The organism is Nocardioides convexus (genome assembly GCF_011090295.1).
The window spans coordinates 3192932-3206299 of record NZ_JAAMYA010000001.1 but is presented as its reverse complement, the minus strand read 5'-3'; the positions used below and the strand labels follow the sequence as shown (position 1 = coordinate 3206299).

General features: G+C 73.5%; 15 protein-coding genes and 2 pseudogenes. 9 read left to right on the top strand and 8 right to left on the bottom strand.

Translation table 11 applies throughout. The features are described from left to right. Positions 1-96: 96 nt before the first annotated feature. Positions 97-888: a cyclic nucleotide-binding domain-containing protein gene (locus G5V59_RS23940; protein WP_278258131.1), complete on the top strand. Its 792-nt coding sequence runs from the start codon at positions 97-99 to the stop codon at positions 886-888. Beyond that, the gene (locus G5V59_RS23935) at positions 888-1511 is read left to right on the top strand and encodes an adenylate/guanylate cyclase domain-containing protein (RefSeq protein ID WP_278260030.1); all 624 of its coding nucleotides are present in this window, start codon (positions 888-890) and stop codon (positions 1509-1511) included. Before G5V59_RS23940 ends, G5V59_RS23935 begins: the two co-directional genes overlap by 1 nt. Here G5V59_RS23935 and G5V59_RS23930 read toward each other — a convergent pair. The 4 genes and pseudogenes from G5V59_RS23930 to G5V59_RS23915 all read right to left on the bottom strand — a co-directional run bounded on the left by G5V59_RS23930 (position 1480) and on the right by G5V59_RS23915 (position 3266). Then, a pseudogene (locus tag G5V59_RS23930) lies at positions 1480-2182 on the bottom strand (DUF5926 family protein). The gene G5V59_RS23935 and the pseudogene G5V59_RS23930 overlap by 32 nt on opposite strands. Beyond that, positions 2148-2459 (bottom strand): DUF5926 family protein, encoded by a 312-nt coding sequence (locus G5V59_RS23925; protein ID WP_278258130.1) that lies wholly within the window; start codon positions 2457-2459, stop codon positions 2148-2150. Before G5V59_RS23925 ends, G5V59_RS23930 begins: the two are co-directional and overlap by 35 nt. A 10-nt stretch (positions 2460-2469) precedes the next feature. Next, positions 2470-2850: a glycerophosphodiester phosphodiesterase family protein gene (locus G5V59_RS23920; RefSeq protein ID WP_278258129.1), complete on the bottom strand. Its 381-nt coding sequence runs from the start codon at positions 2848-2850 to the stop codon at positions 2470-2472. Beyond that, the gene (locus G5V59_RS23915) at positions 2799-3266 is read right to left on the bottom strand and encodes a glycerophosphodiester phosphodiesterase family protein (RefSeq protein WP_278258128.1); all 468 of its coding nucleotides are present in this window, start codon (positions 3264-3266) and stop codon (positions 2799-2801) included. The genes G5V59_RS23920 and G5V59_RS23915 overlap by 52 nt, the downstream gene beginning before the upstream one ends. 191 nt (positions 3267-3457) lie before the next feature. Between G5V59_RS23915 and G5V59_RS23910 the strand changes: the two genes are divergently transcribed. Together G5V59_RS23910 and G5V59_RS23905 are read left to right on the top strand one after the other, a co-directional pair. Next, on the top strand, positions 3458-3595 hold the full coding sequence (locus tag G5V59_RS23910) for a PspC domain-containing protein (RefSeq protein WP_278258127.1): 138 nt from the start codon (positions 3458-3460) through the stop codon (positions 3593-3595). A gap of 158 nt (positions 3596-3753) precedes the next feature. Beyond that, the gene (locus G5V59_RS23905; RefSeq protein ID WP_341351303.1) at positions 3754-4506 is read left to right on the top strand and encodes a methyltransferase; all 753 of its coding nucleotides are present in this window, start codon (positions 3754-3756) and stop codon (positions 4504-4506) included. Between the two features lie 1122 nt (positions 4507-5628). Here the strand turns inward: G5V59_RS23905 and G5V59_RS23900 are convergent. The 4 genes and pseudogenes from G5V59_RS23900 to G5V59_RS23885 form a co-directional block, all read right to left on the bottom strand. Next, a pseudogene (locus tag G5V59_RS23900) lies at positions 5629-5970 on the bottom strand (protein kinase); the annotation flags it as partial. Between the two features lie 334 nt (positions 5971-6304). Beyond that, entirely contained in the window at positions 6305-7096 is a 792-nt protein-coding gene (locus G5V59_RS23895; protein WP_278258126.1) for a hypothetical protein, read from the bottom strand. Then, entirely contained in the window at positions 7033-8655 is a 1623-nt protein-coding gene (locus G5V59_RS23890; protein ID WP_278258125.1) for a hypothetical protein, read from the bottom strand. Before G5V59_RS23890 ends, G5V59_RS23895 begins: the two co-directional genes overlap by 64 nt. Further along, complete coding sequence (locus G5V59_RS23885) at positions 8553-8984, bottom strand: TetR family transcriptional regulator (protein ID WP_278258124.1); 432 nt, start codon at positions 8982-8984, stop codon at positions 8553-8555. Before G5V59_RS23885 ends, G5V59_RS23890 begins: the two co-directional genes overlap by 103 nt. Before the next feature lie 45 nt (positions 8985-9029). On the opposite strand from G5V59_RS23885, the gene G5V59_RS23880 reads away from it, so the two are divergent. The 5 genes from G5V59_RS23880 to G5V59_RS23860 all read left to right on the top strand — a co-directional run bounded on the left by G5V59_RS23880 (position 9030) and on the right by G5V59_RS23860 (position 12561). Further along, positions 9030-10034 (top strand): alpha/beta hydrolase fold domain-containing protein, encoded by a 1005-nt coding sequence (locus tag G5V59_RS23880; protein WP_278258123.1) that lies wholly within the window; start codon positions 9030-9032, stop codon positions 10032-10034. Beyond that, positions 10034-10828, top strand: coding sequence for an SDR family NAD(P)-dependent oxidoreductase (locus G5V59_RS23875; protein WP_278258122.1), 795 nt, complete (start codon positions 10034-10036; stop codon positions 10826-10828). Before G5V59_RS23880 ends, G5V59_RS23875 begins: the two co-directional genes overlap by 1 nt. Before the next feature lie 497 nt (positions 10829-11325). Beyond that, positions 11326-11580, top strand: coding sequence for a hypothetical protein (locus G5V59_RS23870; RefSeq protein WP_278258121.1), 255 nt, complete (start codon positions 11326-11328; stop codon positions 11578-11580). Continuing rightward, complete coding sequence (locus tag G5V59_RS23865) at positions 11480-12301, top strand: hypothetical protein (protein ID WP_278258120.1); 822 nt, start codon at positions 11480-11482, stop codon at positions 12299-12301. Before G5V59_RS23870 ends, G5V59_RS23865 begins: the two co-directional genes overlap by 101 nt. After that, positions 12298-12561, top strand: coding sequence for an FAD-dependent oxidoreductase (locus G5V59_RS23860; RefSeq protein ID WP_278258119.1), 264 nt, complete (start codon positions 12298-12300; stop codon positions 12559-12561). Before G5V59_RS23865 ends, G5V59_RS23860 begins: the two co-directional genes overlap by 4 nt. Positions 12562-13368 lie beyond the last annotated feature (807 nt).

Genomic DNA, 13368 nt, shown 5'->3' with positions numbered 1-13368 from the left:
CACGTTGTAACGGTTGTCCCAGAGACGCCTCCCGCTCGCGTCCGCGGAGGGCTAGGGTCGGCACCGACGCGGAGCAACGGCGAAAGGGTCCACGCAATGGCAACGTTCTTCGAGCACTTCACCCCTGAGGAGATCGCGCGGATCAGCGCGACCGGACGGCGGGTGAAGCTCCCCGAGGGCTGGTCGCCGATCTGGGAGGACACCCCGGCCGACAAGGCCTACATCCTGCTCGCGGGCACCGTCTCGGTCCGCCGCGACGGCCGGAGATCGCCCAGGCTCGGCCCCGGCGACATCGTCGGCGAGGCGGCGATCGTCGGCCAGAAGCCTGCGCACCGCCTCGATCGTCGCGCTCACCCCGCTCGACACCATCCACCTCACCGACGAGACCCTGCGCGAGACTCGACAAGGAGTGGCCGGCCTTCCACCAGGCCCTCGTCGAGGTCGCGCAGTCCCGCTTCGGCAACGCCTGACCCGCCTCGGTACGACGGCGTGGAATCCCCGGTCGGCCCCGCCGGTGACGGCGGGGTCGTCGGCGCGCTCGAGGAGCACCTGCTCGGCGAGGCGCCGCGGCTGACCCAGCAGGAGGTCGCCGACCAGGCGGGCGTCTCGGTGGAGACCGCCCGCGAGCCTGTGGCACGCGCTCGGCTTCGCCCACGTCCCCGACCAGGACGCGGCGTTCACCAGCGCCGACGTCCAGGCGCTGCGGCTGACCAACGACCTGATCGGCCTCGGCATCCTCAGCCAGGACCGCCAGGACGGCCTGGTGCGCACCTGGGGCCGCAGGCTTCGCGCGCCTCGCCGACTGGCAGGTCGCGCTGCTCGCCGATGTCGCGGGCGAGCTCGGCGCGGACCCGGCCGAGGGCCTGCTCGCCATCTCCGACGAGGTGATGCCGCGGGTGGAGCAGTCTGCAGTCCTACGTGTGGCGCCGCCACCTGCTCAGCGCGAGCGCCCGGATGCTCGCCGAGTCCACCTCGGGCGAGGGCTCCACGCTGGCGGTCTGCTTCGTCGACATCGTCGGCTACACCTCCCGCTCGCGCACCCTCACCGACCGGGAGCCTGGTCTCCTGGCTGGAGTCCTTCGAGTCCGCGGTCCTGCAGATCACCGTCGACCGCGGCGGCCGGATCATCAAGAACATCGGCGACGAGGCTCCTCATCGTCGCCGACTCCCCCGAGGCGATGGCCGACATCGCCCTCGAGCTCACCGGGCGGGGCGCCGACCCGGAGGACCCCTTCCCGGCCGTCCGCGCCGGCGTCGCGTACGGCGAGGTGGTCACCCGGCTCGGCGACGTGTTCGGCCCGGTCGTCAACATCGCCGCGCGGCTCACCTCGGTGGCCCGGCCGAGCACGGTGCTCGTGGACCTGGGGACCTACGAGGCGCTGTCCGGGCGCACGGTGGAGCACGACGACGACGAGACCCGCGGTGCGTCGTACCGCTTCCGGAGGCTGCGGCGGATCTCGGTGAAGGGCTACTCGCGGCTCAAGGTCTGGGCGCTGCAGCCGGCCCGCTGACGATCAGCGGATGGTGACCTGGCGGTTGGCCAGGCCGTCGCGGGCCGAGCGCTGCTCGGTCGTCAGGTCCGAGTCTGTCCGCGAGCGCCTCGTCGAGCTTGGACTTGAACGCCGCCGCGGCCTCCTCCAGCGGCTCGGGGCCGGTGCCGACCTCGAGGTCCCACACCGGGGCGAGCAGGCCCTGGGTGCGGAACATCCCGACCAGCCGGGCGTCCGGCACGATCACGTCGTCGCCGGTGACGTGCAGGCGGGCGAGCGCGTCGAGCAGCGCGTCCTCGGGCTCGGGCATCACCCAGCGCAGGTGCTCCTTGGCGCCCATCCGGGTCCAGTACGCCGCGGTGACCTCGGTCAGCCGCGCGGTCGGGGAAGCGGCGCCGTCGGCCTGCTCCAGCGCCTGCGCGAGACTCGGAGGAGGCCTCCATGTCGGCCACCCAGAAGTCGAAGCCCTCGTGCACCTCGATCTTCAACGGCTCACCGGCGACCAGGTCCTGCAGTCGCGGTACGTCGGCCGCGGGCGGGCTGGTCAGCCCGACCATCCCCGCGCCGGGCTCGGCGGCGAGGGCCGCGAGCAGCACCGCGCCCAGGTCGCGGGCCGCGTCGCCGAAGTCGTGCTGGACCTGCAGGCCGAGCCAGATGTCACCGCTCTCGCGGACCAGGGCGGGCGCGGCCATCGGGAGCAGGGTGCACAGGCTGCACGGTCCGCCCGGCGTGCTCGCCGGTCAGCGACAACGGCGCGGTGGCCGCCGGCACCAGGCCACGCAGCGCGACGACGTCGGTCTCCGAGGGCATCCCCTCGAAGGGCCGCTTGACGAAGACCTGGCCGCCGCCGGGCGCCCCGTGGCAGGCCTTGTAGCGCTTGCCGGAGCCACACGGGCAGGGCTGCCGCGGGCCGATCTCGCCGGCCGGGGTTTCGGTCGCGGACGCCTTGGAGCGGTTCTTCTTCGCCATGCGGCGAAACCTACTGCGTGGGGCCGAACCGCGCGTCGAGCAGGTCCAGCATCAGCCGCGGCCGGTCGCTGATCACGGCCTTCACGCCGAGGGAGAGGCAGAGGTCGAGGTCCTTCTCCTTGTTGACCGTCCACACGTGGATGTCGCGCTCGCTGCGCACCAGGCTCTCGCGCAGCCGCTCGTGCTGGCGCAGCATCTTGATCCCGGGCCCGACGATCCAGTCGCGCCCGATCACCCGGCGCAGCATCGGCCACGAGTTCGGCCGGTCGAAGAGCCTGGACCAGTCTGGACCTCCGGGGCGAGCCGCTCGACCCGCTGCAACGCGGTGAACGAGAAGGCTCATGATCCGCACCGGCGCGCCCGCGCGGTCCCAGCCGAAGTCGCGCAGCATCTCCACGAGGCGCTTCTCGACCAGTCCGCCGTACCGGGTGGGGTGCTTGGTCTCGATCGCCACCTCCACTCGCCGCTCGTAGTCCGCGACGGTCTCCAGCAGGCTTGCGCAGGGTGAGCACGCCGCGCTCGTCGTCCTCCTCGGCCTCGTCGTCGAGCTCGGACCAGGGGTTCTTCCAGGACGCGAAGTCGAGGTCGGAGAGCCTCGGCGAGGTCCATCGTGGAGACGAGCCCCTTCTTGGCCGCCGTACGACGAAGGTCCCGGTCGTGCACGCAGACCAGGTGCCCGTCGGCGGTGAGCCGGACGTCGCACTCCAGGCCGCCCGCCCCGGTGTCGAGGGCGGCGGTGTAGGCACCCAGGGTGTGCTCGGCGATCTCGTGACTGGCGCCGCGGTGGGCGACGACCTGTGGTCGCATGGCTGCATTCTGACAGCCACGTCCCCCTCAGGGTCGGATCCGGGTCCGACCAGGGTCGATCCCCGATGTCCGCGGGCCGCGGACCGGGCACGGTGGAGCCATGAGCAACTACGACAGCTACCCCGCCCCGCAGCAGCCCTCCGCCCCGCGCAAGGTCGACCCGCCGCAGCCACGACAAGGTCGTCGCCGGCGTGTGCGGCGGCGTCGCCGACCACCTCGGCGTCGACGCCAACCTGGTCCGCCTGCTCCTGGTCGCCGCCGTGATCTTCGGCTTCGGCGCCGGCATCGTCCTCTACATCGCCGGCTGGCTGCTGATGCCGGAGGCCTGACAGTGTGGGCCTCGTGCCCGACCTCGTCTCCCGCCTGCGCGCCGCCGGCTGCGTCTTCGCCGAGGAGGAGGCCGCGCTGCTGACCGAGGCCACGGACGAGCCCGCCGCCCTCGAGGAGCCTGGTACGACGCCGCGTCGCCGGCGAGCCGCTGGAGACCGTGCTCGGCTGGGCCGGCTTCGACGGCCTGCGGGTCGCGGTCGACCGGGGCGTGTTCGTCCCGCGCCAGCGCACCGTGTTCCTCGTCGAGGTCGCCGCCCGCGCACTCGACGCCCTCGCCACGGACCGGCCGGGGACCGTGGTCGACCTGTGCTGCGGCTCCGGCGCGCTGGGCCTCGCCCTGGCCCACCGCCGCCCCGGGATCACCCTGCACGCCACCGACGACTCTCCCGCCGCTGTCGTGTGCGCGGCCCGCAACCTCGCCGAGGTGGGCGGTACCGCGCACCTCGGCGACCTCGCCGTGCCGCTCCCGGTGGACCTGCGCGGCGCGGTGGACTGCCTGCTCGCGAACGTCCCCTACGTGCCGAGCGCCGCCGTGGAGCAAGCTGCCCCCGGAGTCGCGCGACCACGAGCCGCGCAGCACCGTCGACGGCGGGACCGACGGTCTCGACGTCCTGCGCCGGGTGGCGGCGCTGGCCCCGGGCCTGCTGCGCCCGGGTGGATCGGTGCACTCGGAGGTGTCGAGGGGGCAGGTGGACGCGGCACTGGCCGTGCTGGCGGCCGCCGGTCTGGCTGCTCGCGTCGAGCACGACGACGAGCGGGACGCGAGCGTCGTCAGCGGGACTCGGTAGCGTCGGTGGCCACCTTGTCGAGGAGGGCCGACAGGCCGTCCTTGTCGACACCTCGCCCGGCGACGGAGATCTCCAGGGTGGCCCGGCCCAGGGCGTCCGGGACCCAGCGGAAGAGGTCGTAGCGCAGCCGCCCGGCGCTGTCGCGGTAGGTGAAGGAGACCGCGTCGCCGGTGGTCTCGTAGATGTCGACGGAGTCGAGGTCCTTCGACGTGCGCAGGCTCCCGGGACTTCTCCGCGACCGCCTGCTCGACCTTCTGGGTCGTGTCGCGCGCCTGCACCCGCAGGCTGTGCCCGCCGACCACCGGCTCGCCCTCGGGCCGCCAGCGCACCTGGCCCCGGCTGTCGACGTCCGCCGGCGGGACCACCGCGTCCTGCCCGTCGTAGGCGACCCAGCCGGTCGGCACGGGGTAGGTCCACACCTGCTTGCCCGCGCGGACCACGTGCGTCTCGTAGGCCTGGGACCTCGCGATCGTGAGCGCCGGGAAGGTGATGTCCGCTGCCGCCGACGGGCTGCCGGACGCCTTCGCCCCACCCGGGCTGTCGTCGCCGGTGACCAGCCGGGTCACGCCGTACGCCGCCCCGAAGGTCAGCACGAGCACCAGCAGCGCGAGCAGCGCCACCCGCCCGGCCCGGGTCGGCGGCCGGCTCGCGGGCGGATCGGCGGAGATGGCCTCGGTGGCCTGGACGACCAACGGCGCGTGCCGCTCGACGGTGCGGGTGAGCGCGTCGTCCTGGGCGGAGCGGCGCTCGGCCCAGCGCAGCGCCGCCACGAAGGACGGTACGTCGGGCCACCGGTCCTCCGGATCCGGTGCCAGCGCCCGCAGCACGACCGCGTCGAAGGGCGCCGGTACGTCGGCCAGGGTCGAGGGCGCGGGCGGCAGCACCGGCTGCGCGAGCGCTCCGATCCCCCGTCGCGCACCAGCCGGCCGGTCATCAGGTGGTAGGTCACCGCGCCCAGCGCGTGCACGTCCGCGCGCAGGTCGAGGCCGACGCCGTGGGCCTGCTCGGGCGCCATGTACGACGGCGTGCCCACCACCTGCGTCAGCCCGCTCGCGTGCAGCATCGCCTTCGCGACGCCCAGGTCGGCGACCATCACCCGCTCGCCGCCGTCGGGCGCCGAGCGCAGCAGCAGGTTCTGCGGCTTGATGTCGCGGTGGATCACGCCGGTGCGGTGCAGGCTCCGCGACGCCGGCGCCCGCCTGCGCCATCAGGTCCACGACCCGGCCGAGCGCGGGCGCCGGGCAGCCCGGCTCGATCAGGTCCGCGACGGTGCCGCGGTCGGCGTAGGTCATCACGAAGTACGGCGTCCCGTCGGCCTCGCCGATGTCGTAGACCCGCACCACGTGGTCGGAGTCGGCCCGGCGCAGGAAGCGCGCCTCCTCCAGGAAGCGCTCGGTCACGTCGGCCCGCTGCGCCCAGTTGTCGGCGAGGGCCTTCACCGCGACCGGGGAGTCGAGACTCGTCGTCGTGGTAGAGCCACACGGTCGCGAAACCACCGGCTCCGATGCGGTCGACGCGGCGGAGCCTCCCGAGTCGCTCCGGTAGGGACACGCTGCGTATTGTGCCTGGTCGGGAGGACCCGCCATGGACGACATCGACCTCGACGAGCTCGCGCTCCGCGCGGCCGCCGGTGACCGCGCTGCGCTCGAGGACCTGCTGGCCGCCGTGCAGCCGCGGGTACGCCGCATCTGCGGGCGGATGCTGCTGCACCCGCAGGACGCCGAGGAGGCGACCCAGGACGCCCTGCTCCTCGGTCGCGACGAAGATCGGCACGTTCGCCGGGCGGAGCAAGTTCACCACGTGGCTGCACGCCGTGGCCTCCAACAGCGCCCGTTCGACGTACCGGTCCCTGAAGCGGCGCGCCGCCGAGACCGCCGTCGACGAGTCCGCCCGTGCACGCCGACCCGCGCACCACCAGCGTCATCGCCGGCAGCCGGCTGGACCTGCTCGAGGCCTTGGAGGTCCTCGCCGGCAGCCACCCCGAGCTCGTCGAGCCGCTGGTGCTGCGCGACGTCCAGGAGACTCGACTACAACGAGATCTCGCGGCTGCTCGACAGTCCGCTCGGCACCGTGAAGTCCCGGATCCACCACGCCCGGCAGGCGATCCGGCCGTTGCTGCGGGTGCACGACTAGGGCGAGCCGCCCAGCACGCCGACGCCCTCGGCGGTGCCGGACCTGTCGCACGTCCCCGCGAGGTCGCAGGTGTAGACCGTGGTGACCTGCGCGCCGTCCGGGCCGGTGATGCTCAGCACGGCCACCTCGTCGGCGGAGAGCATCGTCATGTCGTTGACGGTGTCGCCGGGCAGGCTCGAAGGTCGCGACCTGCTTGCCCGTCGACGCGTCGCGGACCACCGCGCGGTCGGTTCCCCCACCGCCCTCGCCGGAGGCGTACGCGACGAAGCGGGTGCCGTCGGGTGCGTACGCCGGGGCCGACGGCAGCGTCCCGGGGCACTCCTTCCACAAGGTGGCGTCCTCGTCGGCGACGCCGCCGTAGAGGCACTCGTCGCCGAGCCCGCTGCGGATGCCGACGTACCGGCTGCGGTCGGGCGAGAACTGCGCGTCCACCGGGTCGCGGCCCACGATCCGCAGGCCGGTGCCGTCGAGGGCGGAGCGGTAGTACGTCGTACCGATCGGCGACCAGCCGGTGATCACGCCGTCGCCGTCGAAGAGCGCCGTGCCCTCGGGCGAACCGGGATCGGGCGGCGGCGGCACGCGGGTGGCCTTGCCGGTGCGCAGGTCCGTGACGACGTAGGTCGAGTCGTCGGCCGAGCGTCCGATGTGGTGGGTGCCGGAGGCGTCGATGTCACCGTGCCCGTGCACCCTCGCCAGGCTCGGTGACCGTGCCGTCGCGCTCGACCCGCAGCACCCGCGGCGAGCGCCCGTCGTCCGGCACGTCCTGCAGGACCCAGGTGTCGCCGACCCGTTCGAGACCGGTCACGAAGTCCACCCCCTTCAGCGGTACGACGGCATCCCCGTCGTGCAGGCTCCGTGGTGGTCGCCCACAGCGGCAGCGCCGCGTCCGGCCGGTCCGCCGGCGCCGAGTCGCCACGCCCGCCGAGGCTCAGCGCCGTCCCCACGCCGCCGGTGATGCCGACGACCGCGGCTGCGCTCAGCGCCACGGCCAGCCGCCGGTTCACGAGCGCACCCCCGGCACCAGGTTGCCCACCGCCTCCAGCACCGGCCTGCAGCGCTGGCCGGCGAGTCTCGCAGCGGCTGAGCGTCACCGTGGCGGAGGTGTCGGTGCCGGTGACCACGTCGACCGTCCCGGCACCCGACCACTCCGCGTGCAGCCGCTGGCTCCCGGCGGGGTCCAGCCGGGAGCGGACCGCGCCGGTCGCCGGGTCGCGCAGCACCAGACCGGGCGCGGCCGGTCCGTCGTCCACGACCGCGGCCGTGAGCAGCAGCGTCCCGTCCGGCGAGTACGGCGCCGCCGAGGCCGCGCCTGTCCCGCACGCGTGCCACCAGCGCCCGCGCGCGCCGACGGGGCCGCCGGTCAGGCAGAGCCCGTCCTGCGCGAGCGCGTGCGCCCCGTCCGGCGAGGTGATCCGGGCCGGCGGCTCCGGCACCACGCCGGCGTCCCGGGTGGAACCGTCGGCCGCCACCTCGGTGCCGCGCAGGGAGCTCCCGTCCGCGCCGTAGGCGACGACGAGGTAGCCGTCACCGCGGCGTCGTAGCGAGACCACCTGGTCGGCGTCGACGCCGGGCACCGCGAGCTCGGTGGCGTCGTCGTGGATGGTGCCGTGGAGGAAGTAGAAGAGCCCGTCACCCCGCGCTCTCTCCGGCGGCGCGGGGTGGGAGGAGAGGGCGTACCCCACTCCGCCCGCGGTGCCGAGCACGGCGGCGGAGGCGGCGGCGGCCAGGACCACGCGGTTCATGGACGGTGTGACGCCCGGCGCGGCGCATTGGTTCTCAGCGGCGGCGACGAGGTCACGGTGGGGAGTCTGGCACGCACCGCTCAGGCTGCGCAGGAACGCGGGCGCCAGACCCGCGCTCACGGTCATCAGGTGCTCGACGAGCTCGTCGGTCCCGGCCTCGATCAGGCCCGAGCGCCAGGCGTGGACGGTCTCCACGAACCCGCCGATGCCCGTCAGGACCGCCACCTGGAAGCCCACCTCGTCGATGTCCTCGCGGACGTAGGGACGGGCCAGGTCGATCATCATGCCCATCGTCATCTGGGTCGTCTCCCGGCGGCGTTGCTCCAGCACCGCACTGCCCGCATGGTCGCCGAAGACGATCTGGGCCCGCTGGGGCTCGTCGCCGATGTGGTGCACCACTGCGTGGATCGCGGCGCGCAGGCTGGTCGAGGGGCGGGGCTTCGGCATAGGGCACGATCGCGGCGAGCAGCATCTTCAGCGTCTCGTCGCGCATCTGGTCCCAGATCGTGGCGAGCAGGGCGTCGCGGTCGGCGAAGGCTCTCGTAGAAGTACCGGTCGGTGAGTCCCGCGCGGGCGCACACCCCCCGCATGGTGACCGCGGCCCAGCCGCTCTCCTGCCAGATGTCCACGGCGGCCGCGAGCAGGGCCTCCCGTCGCTCGGCGCGCCGCTGCTCCGCGGTCTTGCCGCCGTAGCGGCGACGCGGGGCGGGCAGCGGGTTTTCCACGGGAACATCTTGACGGCACCCGCCCTCAGAATGCAATGTGAGGGCATGCGCCGTCAGAATCAGCGTCCGGCCCGCGGATCACTCCGCAGCCGGATCGCCGCCGAGGCCACCTCTCGCACGCTGCGCCCGCTGACCACGCTCGTGCCGGCCAGCCCCCGTGGCGTCCGCTTCGCGCGCCGCCTGGTCGCCGGCAGCCTCGCCGTCTTCGGCCCCGGCCTGCCCGGCAGCAGGGTCGTCCGCGTCGTGCGCCCCGCCGGCAGCGGCCCGACCCCGCGCGGGGAGTGGGTGCGCGGCCCGGGCGCCGAGCGCGAGGACGCGGTGATCCTCTACATCCACGGGAGTGCCTACACGATCTGCTCCGCGCGCACCCACCGCGGGATCACCAGTCGGCTCTCGCAGCGCACCGGGCTGCCGGTCTTCGCCTGCGACTACCGGCTGGCACCCCGGCACCGCTTCCCCGCCGCGGCCGACGACGTGCGGGCGGCGTACGACTGGCTGATCGGCGAGGGCCACGACCCGAGCCGGATCGTGCTCGCGGGCGACTCGGCCGGCGGCCACCTCGCCGTCGACCTCGCCCTGGAGCCTGATCCGCCAGGACCTGCCCGCGCCCGCCGCACTCGTCGCCTTCTCCCCCGTGCTCGACCTGTCGATGGCGCTGGCGGCGGCCCGCGAGCGGATGCGCCCCGACCCGATGATCTCCGCGGCCCGGGCCGCGCGCCTGCTCGACCTCTACCTCGTCGGCCAGGACCGGAGGGCGCCGCGGCTACGGTTCTCCTTCGACGGCGCCGACCGGTTCCCGCCCAGCCTCGTGCAGGCCGGCGGCCGGGAGATGCTCGCCGCCGACGCGATCGAGTCTCGCCCGCGGCCTGGAGTCCGCCGGCGCGTCGGTCCGGCTGGAGGTCTGGCCGGACCAGATGCACGTCTTCCAGGCACTCTCGCGGGTCGTCCCCGAGGCCGACCAGGCCCTCGACGTGGCCGCGGAGTTCGTCGACCAACAGGCTCGAGGTGCAGCGCCGCCGGAGCGCGCTCACCCTGGTGAAGGAGGCCTGATGAGCCGTCGTACCAAGAACGCCGGTGCGGTCGTCACCGGCGCCGGCAGCGGCATCGGCCGATCGTTCGCGACCGAGATCGCCCGCCGGGGCGGGCGCGTGGTCTGCGCCGACCTCGACGAGACCCGCGCCAAGGAGACCGTCACGATCATCGAGCAGGCCGGCGGTACGGCGATCCCGGTCGCCTGCGACGTCGCCGACGTCGCCCAGGTCGAGTCGCTGCGCGACACCGCCGTCGAGTGGCTGGACCGGCCGCCCGGCCTGGTGATCAACAACGCCGGCATCGGCGCCGGCGGCCGCGTCGTCGGCGACGCACCGCTGGCCGACTGGCAGCACACCCTCGGCGTCAACCTGTGGGGCGTCATCCACGGCTGCCACGTCTTCGCGCCGGCCCTGCGGGGCCTGGGCCACGGCGGGATCATCAACGTCGCCTCCGCCGCGGGCTTCACCGCCGCGCCACGGATGGCGGCCTACAACGTCAGCAAGGCCGGCGTCGTCAGCCTCTCCGAGACGCTGGCCGCCGAGCCTGGCCGGCTCGGGCGTCGCCGTCACCGTGCTCTGCCCCACCTTCGTCAAGACCAACATCTTCGACGGCGAGTCGATCGACCCCGGTGCTGCCGGGATGGCCCGCAGGATCGCCCGGATCGCCGGGTTCTCCTCCGACCGGGTCGCCCGCACCACGCTCGACGCCCACGACAAGGGCCGGCTCTACGTCGTACCGCAGGCTCGACGCGCAGCTGCTGTGGCGCACCAAGCGCCTCCTGCCCGCGCCCTACACCCGCATCGCCGGCCTGATGGGCCGGTTCGTCCCCGAGGAGGAGACCCGATGAGCACCACGACGTACGACTTCGACGGCATGCTGCAGACCATCAAGGACAAGCAGTGGTCGCTCGCCGACATCGACTGGGACGCCCCGGGCGCCGAGACGATGACCGACGAGGTGCGCGCCAAGATGAAGCCGTTCATGGCGGACCTGGTGTGGATCGAGCACGTCGGCGCCCGCGGCTTCGCGGCGTTGGCGACGAAGGCGCCGACGCCGACGATCAAGCGGATCTACGAGTACTTCCACGCCGAGGAGCAGAAGCACGCCAACGCCGAGTCTCGCGCTGATGAAGCGCTGGGGGATGCTCGACGAGGACGGCAACCCGCCCGAGCCGAACATCAACGTGAAGCTCGCGATCAAGACCCTCGACACCTACGGCGAGTCCCTGCCGCTCACCGGCCTGGCGACGCTGATCCCGCTGCTGGAGTGCGCGCTCGACGGCGCACTGGTGAAGTTCCTGCTCGACGAGGTGCAGGACCCGCTGTGCCACGAGGTCTTCCGCCACATCAACTCCGACGAGGCGCGGCACATCACCGTCGACTTCCAGGTGCTGGAGCCTGATCGGCGCCGGCCCGCTGCACACGCTGCTCATCGAGTCGCTCGGCAACCTCAAGCCGCAGGTCGTGCTCGGCCTGATCGTGGTGTTCACCCCGCTCATCAACAAGATGCGCGACAACATCGTCGCGATGGGCCTGCCGGAGCAGAAGGCTCTACAACGCGGTGAAGCGCTTCAACTCGATCGGCTCGCGCGGCGCGCACACCAGCCGCATCCCGGCCTTCCACGTGCTCCGGGCCCAGGCCGCGATGGTGGTCGACCGGACCTCGCCGTACCACCGGCTGCTGGCCGACCCGATGGTCAGGCTGACCTCGCTCATCCCCGCCAAGGCGCTCGGCAAGCACCAGTCCTGGGTGGACGAGTCGACCCACGAGCCGGTGGCGTCGTGACGTACGACGGCCCGCTGCTGCGCGGCAACCAGTGGCGCGGGCGCGCCTTCACCGGCCAACGCGTCGCCGTCCTCGCGCCCGGGCGCGAGGCGGCGGTGATCGTGCCCGAGGTGGTGCGCACCGCGAGCGCGGTCAAGGTGTTCCAGGAGGAGCCGGACTGGCTGGTGCCGCTGCCCCTGCCGCTGCCCTCGGTGCTACGGCGCCCGGTCGCGCGGCTGCACCTGCGGCTCGCCGTGCCCGACCCGTGGCTGCGGCACCGGCTCACCCCCGACGGCCGCTTCAACCGCCGCCGTCCCTGGGTCGACGGCCGCTACTACGCCGCCCTGCAGGAGCCCACCTGCACGCTGATCTCCTGGCCCGTCTACGCGCTCGTGCCCCAGGGCGTGCGCAGCGCGGAGGGCATCGAGCACCACGTCGACTGCATCATCCTGGGAGCCTCGTCGGTGCTGAACCGGCCCGGTGGACTGGTTCCCCTCCAGCGAGAGGACTCCTGCGCATGAGCGCCCCGACCCTGCCCCGGCCCGACCACGAGGTCGTGATCATCGGAGGCGGCTTCTCCGGCATCGGTGCGGCGATCCTGCTCGCCCGCGCCGGCTTCGACGACTACCTGATGCTGGAGGCCGGCGACGGCGTCGGCGGGGCCTGGCACTGGAACACCTACCCGGGCGTGGCCGTCGACATCCCGTCGTTCAGCCTACCAGTTCTCCTTCGAGCAGGTCGCCGGCTGGTCACGGGTCTACGCTCCCGGGCGCGAGCCTGAAGGCCTACGCCGAGCACTGCGTCGACAAGTACGACGTGCGGCGTCGTACCCGGCTGCGGACGAGCGTCGTGGGCGCCACCTTCGACGACGAGGCGCACCTGTGGCGGCTGGAGGTCGAGGGCGGCGAGGTGATCACGGCCCGCTACGTCGTCGGTGCGACCGGCGTGCTCACCCAGCCCAAGGCTGCCCGACATCGAGGGCCTCGCCGACTACACCGGCACCGTCATGCACACCGCGCGCTGGGACCACGACGTCGACCTCACCGGCCGCCGGATCGCGATCATCGGCACGGGCGCCTCCGCCGTGCAGGCGATCCCGCACCTGGCCCGCACCGGCGAGCACCTCACCGTCTTCCAGCGCACCCCGATCTGGTGCCTGCCCAAGCCGGACTCGCCGCTCCCGGGGCTGGCGCGCACGGCCCTGCGCGCGATCCCGGGCGCGCGCAGGGTGGGCCGTCTCGCCAGCCAGGCCTACGTCGAGGTGACCTTCCCGATCGCCGCGCACTTCGCCGGCCTGGTGCCGGTCGCCTCCGTCGGCGCCCGGATCGGGCACGCCCACCTGCGGCGGGTCGTCAAGGACCCGGAGACGCGCGACAGGCTCACCCCGCGCTATGCGCTCGGCTGCAAGCGACCGAGCTTCTCCAACTCCTACCTGCAGACCTTCAACCGGCCCGACGTGACCCTGGAGACCTCCGGCATCGAGGCCGTGACGCCCACCGGCGTGCGCACCGTCGACGGTACCGAGCACACCGCCGACGTGCTGATCCTGGCGACGGGCTTCAAGGTGTTCGAGAAGGGCAACATGCCG